The sequence below is a fragment of the Pseudomonas sp. WS 5410 genome (genome assembly GCF_012985645.1).
Taxonomy (GTDB): domain Bacteria; phylum Pseudomonadota; class Gammaproteobacteria; order Pseudomonadales; family Pseudomonadaceae; genus Aquipseudomonas; species Aquipseudomonas shahriarae.
Map to the genome: position 1 here is coordinate 135691 of NZ_JAAQWS010000015.1, position 17926 is coordinate 153616.

At 60.1% G+C, this 17926-nt stretch carries 15 protein-coding genes; 6 read left to right on the forward strand and 9 right to left on the reverse strand.

From position 1 onward, the window contains the following. Positions 1-42 precede the first annotated feature (42 nt). From HBO24_RS21125 to HBO24_RS21145, 5 genes are all read right to left on the reverse strand, one after another. Positions 43-927, reverse strand: coding sequence for an AraC family transcriptional regulator (locus tag HBO24_RS21125; protein ID WP_170060231.1), 885 nt, complete (start codon positions 925-927; stop codon positions 43-45). Between the two features lie 25 nt (positions 928-952). Further along, entirely contained in the window at positions 953-1999 is a 1047-nt protein-coding gene (locus HBO24_RS21130; RefSeq protein WP_170060232.1) for an NAD(P)-dependent alcohol dehydrogenase, read from the reverse strand. Between the two features lie 16 nt (positions 2000-2015). Then, a complete protein-coding gene (locus tag HBO24_RS21135; protein ID WP_120731610.1) occupies positions 2016-3314 on the reverse strand; it encodes an MFS transporter in 1299 nt (432 codons plus the stop codon). A 269-nt stretch (positions 3315-3583) separates the two neighbouring features. Continuing rightward, positions 3584-4192, reverse strand: a complete 609-nt coding sequence (locus HBO24_RS21140; RefSeq protein WP_170060233.1) for an amino acid transporter — start codon at positions 4190-4192, stop codon at positions 3584-3586. A 61-nt stretch (positions 4193-4253) separates the two neighbouring features. Continuing rightward, complete coding sequence (locus HBO24_RS21145; protein ID WP_057958274.1) at positions 4254-5210, reverse strand: DJ-1/PfpI family protein; 957 nt, start codon at positions 5208-5210, stop codon at positions 4254-4256. Positions 5211-5325: 115 nt separating this feature from the next. Between HBO24_RS21145 and HBO24_RS21150 the strand changes: the two genes are divergently transcribed. Then, positions 5326-6327 carry an SLAC1 anion channel family protein gene (locus HBO24_RS21150; protein ID WP_170060234.1) on the forward strand — a complete coding sequence of 334 codons (1002 nt, stop codon included), beginning with the start codon at positions 5326-5328 and terminating at the stop codon, positions 6325-6327. A 283-nt stretch (positions 6328-6610) separates the two neighbouring features. Further along, entirely contained in the window at positions 6611-6877 is a 267-nt protein-coding gene (locus HBO24_RS21155) for a hypothetical protein (protein WP_232545805.1), read from the forward strand. A gap of 194 nt (positions 6878-7071) precedes the next feature. On the opposite strand, the gene HBO24_RS21160 is transcribed toward HBO24_RS21155, so the two are convergent. Then, positions 7072-9126 (reverse strand): TonB-dependent receptor, encoded by a 2055-nt coding sequence (locus HBO24_RS21160; protein ID WP_057442027.1) that lies wholly within the window; start codon positions 9124-9126, stop codon positions 7072-7074. A gap of 309 nt (positions 9127-9435) precedes the next feature. Between HBO24_RS21160 and ggt the strand changes: the two genes are divergently transcribed. Next, positions 9436-11280 (forward strand): gamma-glutamyltransferase, encoded by a 1845-nt coding sequence (gene ggt, locus HBO24_RS21165; RefSeq protein WP_170060235.1) that lies wholly within the window; start codon positions 9436-9438, stop codon positions 11278-11280. A 116-nt stretch (positions 11281-11396) separates the two neighbouring features. Here the strand turns inward: ggt and ddlA are convergent, their stop codons facing one another. Further along, the gene (gene ddlA / locus HBO24_RS21170; RefSeq protein WP_170060236.1) at positions 11397-12491 is read right to left on the reverse strand and encodes a D-alanine--D-alanine ligase; all 1095 of its coding nucleotides are present in this window, start codon (positions 12489-12491) and stop codon (positions 11397-11399) included. Positions 12492-12644: 153 nt separating this feature from the next. Between ddlA and HBO24_RS21175 the strand changes: the two genes are divergently transcribed. Further along, positions 12645-13454 (forward strand): AraC family transcriptional regulator, encoded by an 810-nt coding sequence (locus tag HBO24_RS21175; protein WP_057442033.1) that lies wholly within the window; start codon positions 12645-12647, stop codon positions 13452-13454. 22 nt (positions 13455-13476) lie between these two features. Here HBO24_RS21175 and HBO24_RS21180 read toward each other — a convergent pair whose 3' ends face one another. Then, positions 13477-14877: an MFS transporter gene (locus HBO24_RS21180; RefSeq protein ID WP_170060237.1), complete on the reverse strand. Its 1401-nt coding sequence runs from the start codon at positions 14875-14877 to the stop codon at positions 13477-13479. 94 nt (positions 14878-14971) lie between these two features. Here HBO24_RS21180 and HBO24_RS21185 point away from each other — a divergent pair, with 94 nt between their 5' ends. Further along, on the forward strand, positions 14972-15856 hold the full coding sequence (locus tag HBO24_RS21185; protein WP_057442035.1) for a LysR family transcriptional regulator: 885 nt from the start codon (positions 14972-14974) through the stop codon (positions 15854-15856). Positions 15857-15928: 72 nt separating this feature from the next. After that, entirely contained in the window at positions 15929-16444 is a 516-nt protein-coding gene (locus HBO24_RS21190; RefSeq protein WP_057442037.1) for a GNAT family N-acetyltransferase, read from the forward strand. A gap of 35 nt (positions 16445-16479) precedes the next feature. Here HBO24_RS21190 and HBO24_RS21195 read toward each other — a convergent pair whose 3' ends face one another. Then, a complete protein-coding gene (locus tag HBO24_RS21195; RefSeq protein WP_170060238.1) occupies positions 16480-17796 on the reverse strand; it encodes a PAS domain-containing methyl-accepting chemotaxis protein in 1317 nt (438 codons plus the stop codon). Positions 17797-17926: the final 130 nt, after the last annotated feature.

The window sequence follows — 17926 nt, forward strand, 5'->3', positions numbered from 1 at the left end:
TTGGGTCGGTAGGCAATCCTCCTCAACCCAGATGACGTCATTTCAGCGCTCGAGACGCTTACGGTATTCCGAGGGTGTTGCCAGCATTTCATGGCGAAAGTGTCGGTTGAAATTGGACAAGTTGCCGTAACCGACGCTAAAGCAGATCTCGGCTATCGATAAGCGTGTTTGCAGCAACAGGCGACAGGCACGCTGAATCCGCAGTTTGCGAGTCAGGTCGACAAACGTGTGGCCCGTTGTTCGCTTGAAGAAGCGGGAAAATGACGGCTCGCTCATGTTCAGTTGCTGGGCAATCACTGACACACGCAACTCTTCATCCAGATATCGCTGGATGTAGTCCAGAACGTGTCTCATGCGCTCAGTGGCCTGGCTATCAAGCATCGGCGCGTATTGCAGGCTGGCCAGTAAACGGCTCTCCTGTGGAGGGGCGTCATTGAGGGTTTGCAGCAGCGAAAAAAACAGCCAGAGACGTTTCAGCCCATGGTTGCGCCCTATTGCTTCCAACAAATCGACCCCTTTGCGCCGGGTCGCACCACAGAACTCAATGCCTTGCCTGGATTGGGTGAACAATCGCTGCAGGTCACCCACCTCAGGCAATGTTTCGCGCATCTTGAGCAGGCTGTCGCCTTCAAACTGCAAGACGACATCACGCCCGACAATACGCTCGCCCGGTGCCAGGTCGATACTCCAGTCATGAGGCAAGTCCGGACCGATCAAGGCAAGGTGGCCGGCGTCAAAATGGCCAATGTAGTCTCCAGCAAAAAAACGGCCACTTCCCTGACGAATCAGGTGAATCTCGAACTGTGGGTGATGATTCCAACGGGCAAGCTCGAAAGGGTAATCATGCTCATGCCAGCGAAAACTGTGCTGCGGCTCGGTGAAAATCACTTCGAGTTCGGAAGGTTTTTCGCTTTTCTTATGGGTCATCACCGTAGTAATCCATTGAGGTGGTTCAACTCAGCGGCGAGTCGAACCTGATCTGCAGCTTGACGTCGCCCGGCAAAGCACTGGCCGCACGCTCGAAGGCCTCGACGCCCCTGGCGAACGGAAACGTAGCGCTGATCAGCGGCTTTAAATTGACCTTGCCGCTGGCAATCAGATTAACCGCACGTTGATACACATTAGCGTAACGGAATACGGTCTCAATCCGGATTTCCTTGGCTTGAGCGGCCACAACATCGAATGCCACCGGCTCCACCGGCATGCCGACCAATACCAGCGCACCGCCAGGGCATAGGCAGGACATCGCATCCGGGTAGGCCCTGGGACTGCCGCTGGCTTCAAACACCACGTCAGCACCCCATTGGTCAGTCAGTTGTGCGACCTTGGCCACCAGCGACTCCTGCTGTACGTTGACCGCGACAATGCCGTCGTAACCCTGGGCAATGGCCAGTTTCTGCTCCACCAGATCCGACACCAACACTTGGCTCGCCCCTGCGGCCAGGGCTGCCAGCGCTGTCATCAAGCCAATGGTACCTGCACCAATGACCACCGCCACATCACCCGGCTTGATTCGCGCCTTGACTGCTGCCTGCATACCTATGGCAAAGGGCTCCACCAGCGCACCTTCAGCAAAGCTGACATGGTCCGCCAGCTTGTAGGCGAACGATGCCGGATGAATCACCTCCGGAGTCAGGCAGCCGTGCACCGGCGGCGTCGCCCAGAATTGCACCGCCGGGTCGATGTTGTACAGACCCAGGCGCGAGGCTTTTGAAGTGGGATCGGGAATGCCGGGCTCCATGCAGACCCTATCCCCCACGACCAAATGGTTCACATTACGGCCCACTTCGACGACCGTTCCGGCCGCTTCATGACCAAGCACCATGGGTTGGTCGACCACGAAAGGCCCAATCTTGCCATGCGTGAAGTAATGCACATCACTGCCGCATATACCCACGGTATGCACGCGGATGCGCACATCATCCGGGCCGAGGCGTAGAGGCAGATCTATGTCACGAATGGCCAGGGTGTGCTGTTTTTCCAAAACCAGAGCTAGCATGGGTATCTCCCGATGACTAAAGGGGTTGGGTCGGCTCGGCAGCGCTGGTATAGCGCGAAACCTGCTGACTGAGTCGAGGTTGATGGACAGGAATGAAGAAGGTCAAAACCGCACCGGCCACGTAGAGCCCTGCGTAGATCCACACCACGCCCTTGATGCCCAGAGTGGCGATAAACAGGGTGGCAATCCCCGGCCCCATGAAATTCGACAGGCCAGCCGCCAGGTTATGTGCAGAAATCGCCGCGCCTTTCTGCTCCGGCGCCAGGGCCAGGAATACCGCGCCCATGGGCACGAAAGCGGTCACGCTGATGCCAAAGCCGATGGCGGCAATCAAAGCGATTTCAAAATGGGCACCGTAGAACTGCGGCAGGTAATAGAACGCCAGTGACGACAGCGCACAGCCTATGCAGCCGAACCAGCGCATTTGTATCAGCCACCCCAGGCGATCACCAATTTGCCCCCAAATCACGTTGGTGAAGATGCTCACCACAAACATCACACCCCACAAATGCAACCATTGCTCCATGCTGAAACCGACCTCGACCGAGGTTAGGTACAGCGGCAGGATCACCGGCAGACCGAACAGGCTCAGGTTGCAGATAATTCGCACCAATACAATCAGGAACATGCCCCGTCGCTCAGCAATGATGGTGACGCCCGAACTCAAGGTTTTCAGACGCTCAACCAATGTCACTGCATCGTCGGGTTTGCCGGCCCCACGCTCCTTGACTAAATACATGATCATCAGCCCGGCAACGGCAACCCAAAATACACCGACCCACAACGTGTTGATAAACCCGATACGTGAAATGCTCAGGCTTGGAATCCAGTTGCCTAAAAGGCCAATACCGATGCAATACATCGACCAAAACCAGCCCATGGCCGAGGCCATACGTGCGCCTGGCGTCACCTGTGCGATCCAAACCATGAAGGCATAAATGAACAATGGGTAGGCCAACCCACGGATACCGTAGAAAACCACCATTAATGTGTAGTTCTGCTGCTCCAGGCCGAAGATCAGGAACAACACATGAAAGACAATCCAGGCCGCGACGCCAATCAGCATGATCCGCCGAGGACCGAAGGTTTCCGCCAGCACACCGGAACCCCAACTTGAAATGGCTGCCAGAAGACCATAGACCGTAAATAAGAGAGTTGCCTGAGTAGGGGAGAAACCCAGATCAACTACATATCGGGAGAGAAACGCTAGTTCAATTCCATCCCCGGTCATGAACACGGCAATGGCCACAAACCCCCAAATCAGAGATATGGGTAAACCGAATAGCAGCCCCTGGGGGGGTTGACGATTAACCATAATGCTTTCCTTTCTTGTAATTGTATGGAGCCCCCCAGCCAAACCTAAACTGGGCAACTCAGATCCAGCTTCTCTCGTCCCCCACAGGTCTACTAGCGTAAGGCTTGCAGCAATCTGGTACTTTTTTCACACCTACATCTGCATGCCCTATGCAGAAAGCAGGCGAAGCTGACACATGGAGGCTGCGCGCTGAGGCATTCAACTGAGGAAATGATCAAAAACCTGTATCGACGGGCGGTGAGATTCAAGCAGTGGTTGATCAATAGCGGTCATGACGGGGTTATCCAGTGATGCCCCGGATGAAGCTTCAGCAAATGCCGCCTCAGCCACGCCACCTCCTCATCGGGCAGCGTCGGCAAGGTCTTGTGAAAATCCTCCTCATCCTTTGGCCGCACGTGCAGGGCTTTGAACAAGAGGATCGCCGCTGGCCTTAAATATGGAATGCCCTCACTGCTCAGATACAACATTTCGGTACGGGGAAACCGGATAGACCCATCCCGTTTGTATACCCATACTTCAGGGCTTCCTGATTCAATCATCATGTCCACCCGCCAGGCTTGAGCAACAGGGTCGAAACACCACACCTGCTGAATGTCTAATCCTGGGCTTTGACCCACGGGGAGAAAAGTGAGCACTCCGGCCTTCGCGGTGTACATATCAAGATCGCCAAGCGCGTGCCGGAACTCCGAAAAATCGTCTCGCAACAGGGTGAACTCTATATCGTCATGCTCCCTCGTCTTTTCGCCGTGCCATAGGTCAAGCGCCCACCCGCCCACAACGCACCAGGGGAGCGAGACGGTCTTCAGGCGAACAGCCAACTCAGCGGGCGTCCATGAGCGCCACAGCTCTTGATCCGGCGCCAGAGCCTTGTCCGTCATAACCTGATCTCCGATCGTTCTGAAAATTACTAACAGGCTCAGCGATTGGGCCACTCACGCCTCACATCAATGAAAACCGCTTTCGATAATCACTTGGCCCAACGCCGAGACGCCGCATAAATGCCCTTCTGAACCCGTCCGCATTGGCATAACCGACTGTATCGGCCAAGCGTTTAAGTGAAACATCGGCATCTTCAATCAGCCGTCTGGCCGCATCAATGCGGGCCAATTCGACAAATTCGGCCGGGGTCGAGCCGGCTTCAGCCTTGAAGGTACGGGCGAAGTTTCGCTCACTCATACCGGCGCGGGCGGCCAAGGCAGGGACGCTCAAGTCGGCCTTCAGGTGCTCCACCACATATTCCTGCACGTCCCGGATCACGCTGCGTTCGGCGGTTTGCGCTGCCAGTTGCGCGCTGAACTGCGATTGCCCGCCAGGCCGCTTGAAGAACATCACCATTTCACGGGCCACGCTGAGCGCCAATTCTCTGCCGTAATCTTCTTCGACCAGCGCCAACGCCAGGTCCATGCCCGCCGTAACACCCGCCGACGTGTAGATGTTGCCGTCCTTGATAAAGATGCTATCCGGATCGACGTGGGTGTGCGGATACTCCTTGGCAAGCCTTGCGCTGGAATTCCAATGGGTGGTGACACGGCGCCCGTCGAGCAGACCTGCGGCGGCCAGCAAAAAAGCACCGCTACAGACTGAGCCGATACGACGGACGGATTTGGCTTGCCGGCGTAGCCAATCTTGCAACGCAGGGTCATGCGCGATTTCGTTGATATGTGGGCTGCCGGCCACGAGCAAGGTGTCGACCTTGCCCTTATATGTTTCGAAGGTTTCATCAATGCCAAGCTTCAAACCACTTGAGGTTTTGATCAGGCCCTTGCTGGTACCGATGACTTCGACCCGATAGGCACGCGGGTTCCCCAGTTGCTTGGCGGCTTCAGCAAAGATATCGGCGGGCCCGGCGACGTCCAGCAGTTGCACACGAGGGAATGCCAGAAGGGTGATACGCATGATGTCTGTCCTTGTCGAATAATTGGCTGAATACATCGCTTTATGACTATTTCAGCCAATGTTTATTTGGCTGAAAATATCCACAACAGCAAATTCAGTCAATCAAGAGACTAGCATGAACACTGCATACACCCCCACCGTCGATACCGCTCGAGCGGTAACCGTCAGCAAAACTTCGATCAAAAACCTGCCTATCAATTTATTCGGCTCAGTGATGGGTTTGGCCGGCCTGGCCCTGGCTTGGCGCTTGAGTGGTCAGTATTACGGCGTCGGCGGCAGCTTGGGTGAGGCCATTGGCGCGCTGGCCGGCCTGGTATTCGTGCTGTTGACCCTGGGTTACCTGACCAAATGGGTGAAACATCCAGCAGCGGTCAAGGCCGAGTTCAACCACCCGATTGCCAGCAACTTTTTTGGCACCGTCACCATTGCACTGCTGTTGCTTTCGGCAGTCGCGGGGGCCCACAACGAATGGCTCGGACAGGCTCTCTGGATACTGGGCAGCGCACTGACGGTGCTGCTCGCAGGCTTCGTGGTTTACCGTCTGTTGTCGGGCAATCAGGACCCGTTGAATGCCGTACCTGCCTGGCTGATTCCAGGCGTTGCCACCCTTGATATCGCGGTAACCGGTGCGCATATGCCGATGGCCTGGGCGACTGAGTTCAACCTGTTTGCCCTCGCCGTGGGTGCGGTGCTGGCGCTGGTACTCTTCACCCGAATCTTTTCGCGGCTGGTGCATGAGGCCGCTCCGGCCAAAGGCATGGTGCCTTCGCTGATGATCCTGATTGCCCCCTTTGAAGTAGGTTTTCTGGCCTACACCAACGTATTCGGCGAGATCGACCGGTTTGCCAGCGTGTTGTTCTACTTCGGCCTGTTCCTGTTCGTGGTGCTGAGCTTCAAAGTGTTCCGTCGGGATGTGCCTTTTGCCCCTTCATGGTGGGCAATCAGCTTCCCCATCGCAGCGCTGAGCAACGCAGCGTTGAAATATGCACATGCCCAGGACAGCAGCGTGTTGATGGTCATCGCCGCTGTGATCCTGCTGTTCCTCACTGTGGCACTGAGCGTGCTGCTGGTGAAAACCCTGACCAGCCTGTTCAGCGGCAAACTGTTGGCCAACTGACCTTTTACCTCCCTTTGGCGAGCCTTAACCGGCTCGCTTTTTTGCCTTTGCGCATCGTCATGCCGGCTCTGAGTGCTAACCCACCTAGCGTACACCGCCAAAGACAATGGCTCCCATCAACCATGCTACTCCCCAAGCGCCAGACCGGGCCGTTGCCAGCCTTGATCGCGAGCAAACCGAACAATGGCCAGGCAAGAGTTATGTGAAAGATTTGCGCCATCAGGCGGGCTCGCCCGCAACGGCTCTATCGCTACCTTTATCACCAAATGATCCGAGGTGAACGTTGAAAGGTAACAAGACAGTTCCCCTTGTTGATCCCCTGACGACCCATCGGTTGGTACTGCGCACGGTCCATGCACCTCATGCGGCAACAATGCACACTTATTTGCTGGAAAATCGTACCTATCTCCAACCGTGGGAACCGCTGCGAGATGATGGATTTTTCAACCTTGATGCCGTGACTCAACGGCTGCGGTTGATGGAGCACAAAGCCGCCAACGGCGAGGCCTCGCACGTGCTGATGCGCGATAGCGATGAGCATCGAGGGTAGGAAGCTGTACCGGATCATGGCCAATGACCGACCGGAGAACCTGCGCAGCGCGCGTCTGTTAACGCACTTAGGATTCAAAACCGAAGGCAAGGCACGCGCCTACCTTCAGATCAATGGCGCCTGATCAATCCTAAAATGGACTGAGCCATCAGCAAGCCCGCGAGCAGCTGTTGCTCGCGGGGCATGGCTACACCTCAAAAGTAAGTCGTAGCCCCGGCAAAAAACGCCCGGCCCGGCACATAGAACGTCGTCGAACCATCCCGCGCATCTTCATCCAGCAAGTTCTGCACGCCGCCATTGAGCGTCAACCACTTGGTCACGGCCAGGTTCGCCGTCAGGTCATAGGTGGTGTAGGACTTGACGAAGTCGTTACCCACACCCCGCTGCTTGCCGACATGCTGCGCCGACAGTTCGGTGTTGAGTGTGTCGGTGGCTTGCCAGTTGATTGCACTGAAAGCCGACAACTTGGGCGCGCTGATCAGGTCTTCGCCGGTGGACAGGTTTTTGCTCTCCAGCATGTAGGTGGCGTTGGTGCGCCAGTCCAGGGAATCGGTCAGTGGTACGCGAACCGAGCCTTCCCAGCCGCGGGTGCGCGCTTCTTCGACGTTTTCCAGCATGGTCCACCAGCGACCCTGGAACTGGCCCAGTGGCGCGTATTCGATCTTGTCTTCGAAGTCGGTGTGGAAGTAGGTCAGGCTGGCCTCCCAACCGTCACGGTCGAAGGACACGCCTATTTCCTTGTTGACGCTGGTCTCTGGCGACAGGTTCGGGTTACCGGCCATCCAGCAACTGCCGCTCACATAACCCAGGGGTTTCAAGGAGCCGCAACCGCGACCGCCGGATTCAGTGGCGGCACCGGCGCTGCCCTCTTTCAGGCTTGGCGCACGGAAGCCCTTGGACACACCGCCGCGCACGGTCCAGTCCGGGTGCGGATGGTAGACCAGGTACGCCCGCGGGCTGTTGTGGTTGCCATAGTCTTGACTGTGGTCGAAACGGTTGCCCAGGGTCAGGGCCAGGTTGTCGAGCAGGTACAACTCATCTTCGATAAACGCGGCCGAGTAGTCACCCTTGAGCGACGAACCGGAAACCGCAGCGCCCTGGTAGTCCACAGGCACCGTGCCCAGGGTGTCGCTGTTGGTCAGTTCTTCACGCTTCCACTGCCCGCCCACGGTCATGCGCTGGCTGAGCAACAACTCAAACGGAATGTTCAGGCTGCCTTCGGCGATTTTCTCTTCGGCGCTGGATTTGCCCCAGTCGATGTCGTTCTTGAATTTGTTCAGGTACAGGTCGACCTTCGAGGTACCGAAACTCCAGTCCCCACTGTGGGACACAGAGTAGCTGTCGCGAATCAACCGCCCAGGACCGAAGCCAGCGCCGAGGGTTTCGCCCCAATCGCCAAAGGTCTTTTTGCTCGACCAGGAGCGCTCGACGCCATGCACGGCCTCGAACGACAGGCTTTGCTCGTCATTGATTTTCCAGTCGAGCAAGGCGTTGACGCTGTGGTCCTTGGCGCCGCCAGCGCCGTCGCCGTACATGAACTCGCCATCCTTATCCAGGCGCGCTGTGACCTCATCGGCGGCCCGCCGGGTCAGGTTGGCGCCCAGGCGCAGGCCCACCGACTCGGTCAACGGCCCGGACAGGTTGAGGCTGGTCTGGGTGGTCTGGCCACGGTCGGAATCTTCGGGAATCGTGGTATTGACGTTGGCCGAACCGCTCCAGGTGCTCGAGACCTTGCGCGTGATGATGTTGATCACCCCGCCCATGGCATCCGAGCCGTACAGCGACGACATGGGGCCGCGCACGATCTCGATGCGCTCAATCATGTTCGGGGTGATCCAGTTCAGGTCCTGGCGCGCCAGGTCGCGGCGATAGCTCAAGTCTCCGGAACCGCCGAGGCGTTTGCCGTCCACCAGGATCAAGGTGTACTTGTCGTCCAGGCCACGCAGTTTGATTTTCGATTGCTCGCCCACCGGGCCGAAGCCACCGGTGACCCCGGGTACACGCCGCAGCAGGGTATTGAGGTCGTACACCGGCTGGCGCTCGATTTCTTCGCGGGTAATCACGCTGACGCTGGCCGGTGCGTCGCGCAGGTCCGTGGCGCCGCCGGTGGCGGTGACGAATGAGGTATCGAGTTCGGTGACGGCGTGTTTATCGACCTCGCCAATCTCTTCTGCCTGCAACACGGGGGCGGCGATCAGCACGCCGGCGGTGAGGAAAAGAGAGCTGAAAAGGCAGGGAGGGGTTTTCATTGCAAACAGTCCTTGTTGGGCCAATATGCACCATGGTGGAGCATTAAAGGCCAAGAATCGTAATGCAAATCCTTATCATTTAGAAAGACGTTTTTGAAAAATCTCGCAACAACACCATGCGGTTGAAACAAATTTGTTGTCTGCGCCACGCCTGGTCATAGGCCAAGATGGCCGAGAACGCCGAAGCCGGAGGGGGGATTTTGACGCTCCTGTCTCCCGCTGTTAGTGTCCGCCCTCCTCCCCGCAGATATCTGCCAGGTGCGATTTACCCGCCAAGCATCACCCCAGGGACAACAGATCATTCTCAAAATGAACGGAGTTCAGCGCGTGCTTTTCAACCTACGCTTGCAGCGCCTTACCAGCCTCTCGGTGATCATCGCCGCCCTCAGCCTCGGTGCCTGCAACAGCACCAGCACCCCCGACCTGCCGCCCGCCCCGGAGCTGGGTTCGGGTTATCGCACGGACATGACGGTACGCCACGCCGAACGCCATATGGCGGCGGCGGCCAACCCGCTGGCGGCCGAAGCCGGGCGCAAGATCCTGCGCCAGGGTGGCTCGGCGATTGACGCGGCCATCGCCATGCAAGCGGTGCTGACACTGGTGGAGCCGCAGTCCTCGGGGATCGGTGGTGGCGCCTTTATCATGCTGTGGGATGGCAAGCAGGTACGGGCCTATGACGGCCGTGAAACGGCCCCGGCCGGCGCCACGGCCGATATGTTGTTGAAGGCCGACGGCACACCGATGGCGTTTGCCCAGGCGCAGATCGGTGGTCGTTCGGTCGCCACCCCCGGTGTGCTGCGCGCGCTGAAGATGGCCCACGAACACAGCGGCCGTCTGCCCTGGGCGCAGTTGTTTGTGCCGGCGATCCAGCTGTCCGAGCAAGGCTTTGCGATTTCCCCGCGCCTGCACAGCCTGATCGCCGCCGACCGCTACATCAGCCAGTCACCGGACATGGCGGCGTACTTCCTCAACGCCGACGGCAGCCCGAAAGCCACCGGTACCCTGTTGAAAAACCCGGCGCTGGCCAATGTGTTCAAGCGCATCGCCAAGGAAGGACCCGACGCGCTGTACCACGGCCCGATCGCCGAGGAGATTGCACGCAAGGTCCAGGGTCATCAGAACACGGGGCGCCTTGCACTGAACGATCTCAAGGGCTACCGCGCCAAGGAGCGCGCGCCGCTGTGTACCGACTACAAGCGCTGGCAAGTGTGCGGCATGCCACCGCCCTCTTCAGGCGGGGTGGCCATTGCGCAGATCCTCGGCACCTTGCAGGCCCTCGAAGCCCGCGACCCACGCTGGGCCCTGGCGCCGCTCAAGCCGGTAAAGAGCGCGACAGCCGCCGGCCTGGAACCGGTGCCCGAAGCAGTGCATCTGATTGCCGAAGCTGATCGCCTGGCTTACGCCGACCGTGGGCAATACGTCGCCGATACGGACTTCGTGCCGGTGCCGGTCGCGGGCCTGGTCGCCCCCGGCTACCTGGCCAGCCGCGCAGGATTGATCGGCGAACGCAGCATGGGCGTGGCCAAGCCCGGCCAACCGATGGGCGTTCAAGTGGCCTACGCGCCGGATCGCTCGCCGCTGCGCATTTCCACCTCGCAAGTGGTGGCCGTGGATGACCTGGGTGGCGCAGTGTCGATGACCACCACCATCGAAGCCGCGTTCGGTTCCCACGTCATGGTCCAGGGCTTCCTGCTGAACAATCAGATGACTGACTTTTCCTTTATCCCCGAGGAAAACGGCCAGCCGGTGGCCAACCGCATCGAGCCGGGCAAACGCCCCCGTTCGTCCATGGCGCCGACCCTGGTCTTCGACCGCCAAAGTGGCGAGCTGCTGGCCACGGTCGGCTCCCCCGGCGGATCGCAGATCATCGAATATGTGAGTAAATCCCTGGTGGGCATGCTCGACTGGAACCTCGACCCGCAAGCCGCCATCGGCCTGCCCAACTTCGGCAGCCGCAACGGCGCGACCGAGCTGGAACAAGGGCTGTTCAGCGAGCCGTTGAAGGCGGCGCTCAAGGAACGAGGGCATACCTTGAGCGAGATCGAGATGACCAGCGGCACCCAGGCCATCGTGCGAGTACGCGATGCCCAGGGTAAGGCGACCTGGAGTGGGGGCGCGGATCCGCGTCGTGAAGGGGAAGCGTCGGGGGATTGACCCAGGGTTGTATCGCCTTTACGGGCCTCATCGCCAGCAAGCCGGCTCCTACAAAGTTAACGGCAGAATACGCCATACCCTGTAGAAGCCGGCTTGCCGGCGATGGCGGTTGACGCTTAGCGACTGATCTTCAGCCCCTTGCGCATCCCATGCCGCTCCAGCGCCAGTTCGATCAGGCGGCTGACCAGTTCGCTGTAGCTCATCCCCGCCGCCTGCCACAGCTTGGGATACATGCTGATGCGCGTGAACCCTGGCAGTGAGTTGACCTCATTGATCAGTACTTCACCGTCCTCGCAAAGAAACACATCGACCCGCGCCAGCCCGGCGCAGCCCAGCACTTCAAAGGCCTCGACGGCCAGGGCACGAATGCGTTCGCTGGCTTCGACGCTGATGTCCGCCGGCACCAGCACTTGGTCGGCCTGGTCGTCGATGTACTTGCTGTCGTAGGAATAGAAGCCGTCACGCACCACGATCTCACCACAACCGCTGGCGATGGGACGCTCGTTGCCCAGCACCGCGCATTCGATTTCGCGGCCTTTGACGGCAGACTCCACCAACACTTTTTCATCGAAACCCAGGGCCAGTTCAATCGCCGCCAGGTACTCGGCTTCGTCAGCCACCTTGCTCACGCCCACCGAGGAGCCTTGGTTGGCCGGTTTGACGAACAGGGGCAACCCCAGCTTTTGCCGAGCCTGATCGAAGGTTGTGCGTGCCGCGTTGCCACGGTTAAGGGTGATAAAGGGCGCCACGGCGATACCAGCATCACGCAACAGGCGCTTGCTGATGTCCTTGTCCATGCACACCGCCGACCCCAGCACGTCGGAACCCACAAACGGCAGGTCCGCCATGCGCAGCAAGCCTTGCAGGCAACCGTCTTCGCCGAGGGTGCCGTGGACGATGGGGAAGATCACATCGACATGTTCCAGCAAGCCCTGGCCCGAGGTTTCCACCAGTTGCTGGCTGGCCTTGCCCGGCACCACCGCCAGTTCGCGGTTGGACTGGTTGAGGGCGATCAGCGCCGGGTTTTCCTGGTTGAGCAGGAAGTTCGAGGTGTCGTTGAGGTGCCAGTGGCCGGCCTTGTCGATGCCGATCAGTACCGGCTCGAAGCGCGTGCGGTCGAGGGCGTCGACGATGTTGCGTGCCGACTGCAAGGACACTTCATGCTCGGCCGAACGCCCACCAAAAATAATACCTACCCGCAACTTGCTCATAACCTGCCTCACATTTGAAATGTAGGGTTTATTACCACGAGCGGTCAGCAGCCTGCCACCGTTGAAGCCGCGCACAATCGTTCAAGACCCTGGCAGACAGCCGCCCCAGACTCAGTTAACGTAACTCCATCCGACATATTTCGAAAACATCCCATGGGCAAACCCACTGCAAATATCGACTGGCTGCACCGGGCGCCTCATGCCAGCGGCCTGGAGCGGATCGAGGCATATTTCTCCGGGTTCGGCTTCGACCCTCATCGCCACGATACCTACGCCATCGGCCATACCCTGTTCGGTGTGCAGAGCTTTCATTATCGCGGCGGCCAGACCCACAGCCTGCCGGGCACGACCATGGTGATCCACCCCGACGAAGTCCACGATGGCTGGGCCGGCAGCGACGAGGGCTTCAAGTACCGGATGATTTATGTGGAGCCGGCGCAGATCCAGCAGGTTCTCGGCGGCAAGCCGTTGCCGTTTATCCACAACGGGCTGTCCAACGACCCATGGCTGCACCGGGCCTGCCAGGCCTTTGTGCAGCAGCTCGACTGCCCGCTGGACCCGCTGCAGGAGCAGGACGCGTTGTTCGACCTGGCCCATGCCCTGAACAACGCGTCGGGCATCAGCGTCAGCCGCAAGACGTTTGATTACCAGGCCGCCGAGCGGGCCCGGGAATTTATCCACAGCGCCCTGGGGCGTAGCATCACCCTGGATGAAATGGCCGCGCACTGCGGGCGGGATCGTTGGGCCTTGTCGCGGGACTTTCGCCTGTTGTTCGGCACCAGCCCCTATCGTTACCTGACCATGCGCCGCCTGGATCTGGTGCGCAACCTGCTGGGCCAGGGCCAGTCACTGGTGGATGCGGCGCTGATCGCCGGGTTCACCGACCAGAGCCACATGACCCGGCAGTTTCGCAGTACCTTTGGCATACCGCCTTCGCGGTGGGTGAAGATGCTCGGCCGCTAAAAAGCGATCAACTGTGGGCGGCCTATGTGGCTTCGGCTATCGCATCCTGCCGTGGAGCTCGCAGCCGCATCGCCACCCCCGCCCCGGCCAGCGCAATCCCCGCGCTCCACCACAATGCCAACTCGATGCCCTGGGCTTGACCCGCCCCCGTCGCCCCGCTGGCATTGGCCAGCGACACCAGCACCGCCAACCCCAGCGCTCCGCCGATCTGTTGCGTGGTCGAGGCCATGCCCGCCGCCACACCCTGTTCCCCCGGCTTGACACCCAGGCCTGCGGCCACCCACATCGCGGTCCAGGTCATGCCCTGACCAAGGCTCAGGATAAAGATCCCAGGCAACAACCACCAGAATCCCGCGCCGGTGGGTAGCGCCAGGCACACCAGGGCAATCCCCAGCGCCCCCGCCAACTGGCCGCTGACCAGGGTGTTGCGCAAGCCGATTTTTACCAGCGCGCGCTCCGCCAGCCAGATCCCCAAAGTACACACCAGCGTCGCCGGCAAGAACGCCAGCCCGGCCTGCAACACGCTGTAGCGGTAGATCTGCTGGTAGTACAGCGCGAGAAAGTAGTACTGCACGCCAAAGCTGCTCATAAACACCGCTGTCAGCACCATGGCCATGCGCAACTCGCGGTAGCCCAACAGGCGCAGCGGCATCAATGGGTCGCGGCCACGGTGTTCAATCCAGGCGAACAGCCCAAGCAAGACCAGCGCCAGCAGCATGCAGCCCAGGGTCGCGGGCGCCGTCCAGCCCCACTCCGGCCCCTGCACCAGGGCGAACACTAGCAGCGTAGCGCCGACCGTGACGGTCAACGCACCGCCCAGATCAAAACTGCGACCACGGCTGCGCTCACCGTCGGCGGGGATCCAGTAGCGCGCCGCCAGGGCACAACCACCTGCCAACGGCACGTTGACCAGAAACACCGCCTCCCAGCCCCACCACTGAGTCAGCACGCCGCCCAGCAACGCCCCCAACGCCAGCCCGGCAGCGGATGCCGCGCTCCAAACCGCAAATGCCCGGTTGCGCTGCGGCCCTTCGGCGTAGTGGGTGTTGATCAAGGCCAGGGTCGCCGGAAACAACAGCGCGCCGCCCACCCCCTGCACCGCACGCGCCAGCACCAGCAGCAACGCGCTACCGCCCAGTACTGCCGCCAACGACGACAGTGCATACAACGACTGGCCCACCCGGTACAAACGGCGCTTGCCCAGCAAGTCCGTGGCCCGGCCACCGAGTAATAGAAAACCGCCAAAGGCCACGGTGTAGGCACTGACCACCCACTGCAATTGTTGGGCAGAAAAGCCCAGGTGGCTGCCGATCTGCGGCAAGGCAACAAACACAATAGTCGCGTCCAGGGCGATGATCAGTTGCGCAGTAGCCAGCAACATCAGCATCCAGCCCGAGGGGCGACTTGAGGGAGTGGCGGGCATCACAACATCCTGTGCAAAAAAGAGTGCGGCCAGTGTCTTTCATGCTCAACAGATGATAAATAGCCCTACTACTCTTTCAGTTATGACTTTAATCATGGACTTGAACGCCCTTCGCCTGCTGGTACGCGTCGCCGAAACCCGCAGTTTCACCCGCGCTGCTGCTGACCTGGGGCTCACGCAATCTGGCTTGTCCCGCGCTATCTCGCGCCTGGAAGCCGAGCTGGGAGTACGCCTGCTGCAACGCAACACCCGCAGCGTCAGCCTGACCCCGGATGGCCAAATGCTGTATGAACGCAGCGCACCGTTGCTGGCCGAGCTGGCCGAAGCCGAAAAGCTCATGCTCGATCGCCGCGGCACACCTTCCGGTTTGCTGAAAATCAGCACCCCGTCGTTGTTCGGGCGCAAGGTGGTGATGCCCGTGATTGGTGAGCTGACCTTGCGCTACCCCGATTTGCGCATCGAAGCAGTGATGACCGACCGCCTGGTGGATATTGTCGACGAGGGTTTCGATGCGTTGCTGCGCACCGGCGAGATCCAGGACCAGCGCCTGATTGCCCGGGCCTTGACGCCCTTGCGCTGGGTAACCGTCGCCTCCCCCAACTACCTGGCCCGCTTTGGCACGCCGCAAACCGTCGAAGAACTGCGCGACCACAACTGCCTCACGGTGCGCAACCTGCGCAGCGGGCGGATGGTGGACTGGCAGTTTATGCTCGACGGCAAGGTGCGCGATGTAAATGTCGAGGGGCGGTTGATTTTCGATCTTGGCGATGCCCTGGTGGACGGCGCGGTGGGCGGCTTCGGGATTGCTCAGGTAATGGATTTTGCCGTGCGCGACGACCTCGCCGCCGGGCGCCTGGTGCCATTGCTGCAGGACTTCGCGGGGCGCAGCCGCGCAATTTCCCTGGTGTATCCACCGTCACGCCAGTATTCGCCGAAGCTGATCGCCTTTGCCGATGCCTTGGCACAGGCGCAATGGTAAGCAGAGCTTGAACCCGGCGCCCCGAGTGTGAGAAGAAAGGATGCGCTACCACCACCGCGAGGTTTTCCACGGATGAACCTGACATTGACGCCCCCCCAGTGGGATGACGTGAACGAGCTGCTGGCGTTCGAGCTGGCCAATCGGGCCTTTTTCGAAAGTTGGATCAATGCCCGGCCCGAGGCTTACTACAACGTGGAAGGGGTACAACGCGCCATCGAGAGTGCGCTGCTGGAGGCCAGTGAAGACCGCGCCTATCAGTACCTGATCCGCGAAAACGGCGTGCTGGTGGGGCGGATCAACTTTACCCAGGTGCGCCGCCGCTACTATCACTCAGCGTCCCTGGGCTATCGCATGGGGGCCGAGTTCACGGGGCGCGGCCTGGCCCGGCAAGCTGTGGCACTGGGCCTGCAAAAAGCCTTTGGCGAGCACGCCCTCAAGCGCATCGAGGCCACTGTGCGCCCGGAGAACCCGGGCTCGTTGCGGGTGTTGCAGCGCAGCGGTTTTACCCAGTATGGGCATTCACGCAAGGCGTTCCTGCTCGATGGGCAGTGGTTCGACCTATTGCTGTTCGAGGTCCATGCCCCCTGACAAACACAGCTCCTGCCTTTGAGCCGGCCTGCGGCCTAGCTGGATAACTGATTGGCAAACTGGCCAACCGCACTCACTACTTTCTGCGCGCCGTCCTGGATCTCGACGATCACCGTACCGGCCTCGGCCGCCAGGGACAGCCCCTGCTCGGCCTGCAGCCGGCCATCGGTCATCAGCGCCACGGCATCGCGGGCCATGTCCTGGTTCTGGCGCACCACGCCGACGATTTCTTCAGTGGCTTTGCTGGTACGCGAGGCCAACTGCCGCACTTCATCGGCCACCACCGCAAACCCGCGCCCCTGCTCGCCGGCACGGGCCGCTTCGATGGCGGCGTTGAGCGCCAGCAGGTTGGTTTGCTCGGCAATACCGCTGATGGTCTTGACGATACTGCCAATCACCTGGGACTGAGCATTCAGGGCCTCGATCCCCTCACCCGCCTGTTCCATGTGTTTGGCCAGGTCGCGCATCACCTCCACCGCCTGGGTGACCACGGCGGTACCGCGCTGGGCGCTGCTGTCGGTTTGCAGCGAGGTGCTGTAGGCAATGTTGGCGGCCTCGGCCACCGCGCGTTCCTGATTGATCTGGTCGGTGATCAGCGTGGCGAACTTGACCACTTTGTACAGCTGGTTGTTGGCATCCAGTACCGGGTTATAGGACGCTTCCAGCCAGACCTCGCGACCATGGGCGTCGACACGCTTGAAGCGCCCGGCCACAAACTCACCGCTGTTCAAACGCTTCCAGAACGCCTGGTACTCGGCGCTGTTGTAATCCTGCGGTTCACAGAACATACGGTGCGGCTTGCCCAGGACCTGCGCCAGGCTGTAACCCATGCCCTGCAGGAAACGCTCGTTGGCAGCCAGCACGTTGCCATTGAGGTCAAACTCGATCACCGCCGTGGAGCGCACCAGGGCGGTGATCAGGTTTTCGTGCTCGCGGGAGGCTTCGATGGTGCGGGTCAGGTCGCTGGAGTACACCGAAAACCGCTTGATGCGCCCATCCGAGCTCCGCACCGGCTGCACGATGGAACGCAACCACGCCTCCTTGCCGTTGCCGCGCAACAGGCGCACGGTGCCGGCATAGTGTTCGCCACGGCTCAGGGCGTTGTTGAAGCGCTGCTGGAATTCATCGCGTTTCACATGCTCGGGCACAAACCCGTGAATGGAATGGCCCAGCAGGTCGCTGGATTTGTAGAGCATTTCGTCGAGGAAGTTCTGGTTGACCGACTCGATCCGGCCCTCGGGGTCCAGGCTCAGTGCCAGCATCTCGCTCTCCAGGCTTTCCTGGACCTGCTGCAGGCTGGACAGTTCTTCGCGAAGAGCGGACAGCTCCTGCTTCAAGCGGGTATTGAACATAGGAACACCAGAGGGCAGAGATGAGTGGATTATCTAACCATCGGCGCTTCTGGCGTTTTCTGAAGAGGGCTTGAGTGTTCGACTCAACTATTTTTTAAGTCCCTCAACGGCCGTTGTGACGGGGCCGCCT

What these genes read in the sequence shown, in the direction of transcription:
- HBO24_RS21145 (WP_057958274.1), bottom strand. Translation starts at nt 5,210, where the DNA reads ATGCGTATCACCCTTCTGGCATTCCCTCGTGTGCAACTGCTGGACGTC.
- ddlA (WP_170060236.1), bottom strand. Translation starts at nt 12,491, where the DNA reads ATGAGCAAGTTGCGGGTAGGTATTATTTTTGGTGGGCGTTCGGCCGAG.
- HBO24_RS21190 (WP_057442037.1), top strand. Translation starts at nt 15,929, where the DNA reads ATGAACCTGACATTGACGCCCCCCCAGTGGGATGACGTGAACGAGCTG.
- HBO24_RS21130 (WP_170060232.1), bottom strand. Translation starts at nt 1,999, where the DNA reads ATGCTAGCTCTGGTTTTGGAAAAACAGCACACCCTGGCCATTCGTGAC.
- HBO24_RS21150 (WP_170060234.1), top strand. Translation starts at nt 5,326, where the DNA reads ATGAACACTGCATACACCCCCACCGTCGATACCGCTCGAGCGGTAACC.
- ggt (WP_170060235.1), top strand. Translation starts at nt 9,436, where the DNA reads ATGAACGGAGTTCAGCGCGTGCTTTTCAACCTACGCTTGCAGCGCCTT.
- HBO24_RS21175 (WP_057442033.1), top strand. Translation starts at nt 12,645, where the DNA reads ATGGGCAAACCCACTGCAAATATCGACTGGCTGCACCGGGCGCCTCAT.
- HBO24_RS21160 (WP_057442027.1), bottom strand. Translation starts at nt 9,126, where the DNA reads ATGAAAACCCCTCCCTGCCTTTTCAGCTCTCTTTTCCTCACCGCCGGC.
- HBO24_RS21195 (WP_170060238.1), bottom strand. Translation starts at nt 17,796, where the DNA reads ATGTTCAATACCCGCTTGAAGCAGGAGCTGTCCGCTCTTCGCGAAGAA.
- HBO24_RS21180 (WP_170060237.1), bottom strand. Translation starts at nt 14,877, where the DNA reads ATGCCCGCCACTCCCTCAAGTCGCCCCTCGGGCTGGATGCTGATGTTG.
- HBO24_RS21140 (WP_170060233.1), bottom strand. Translation starts at nt 4,192, where the DNA reads ATGACGGACAAGGCTCTGGCGCCGGATCAAGAGCTGTGGCGCTCATGG.
- HBO24_RS21125 (WP_170060231.1), bottom strand. Translation starts at nt 927, where the DNA reads ATGACCCATAAGAAAAGCGAAAAACCTTCCGAACTCGAAGTGATTTTC.
- HBO24_RS21185 (WP_057442035.1), top strand. Translation starts at nt 14,972, where the DNA reads ATGGACTTGAACGCCCTTCGCCTGCTGGTACGCGTCGCCGAAACCCGC.
- HBO24_RS21135 (WP_120731610.1), bottom strand. Translation starts at nt 3,314, where the DNA reads ATGGTTAATCGTCAACCCCCCCAGGGGCTGCTATTCGGTTTACCCATA.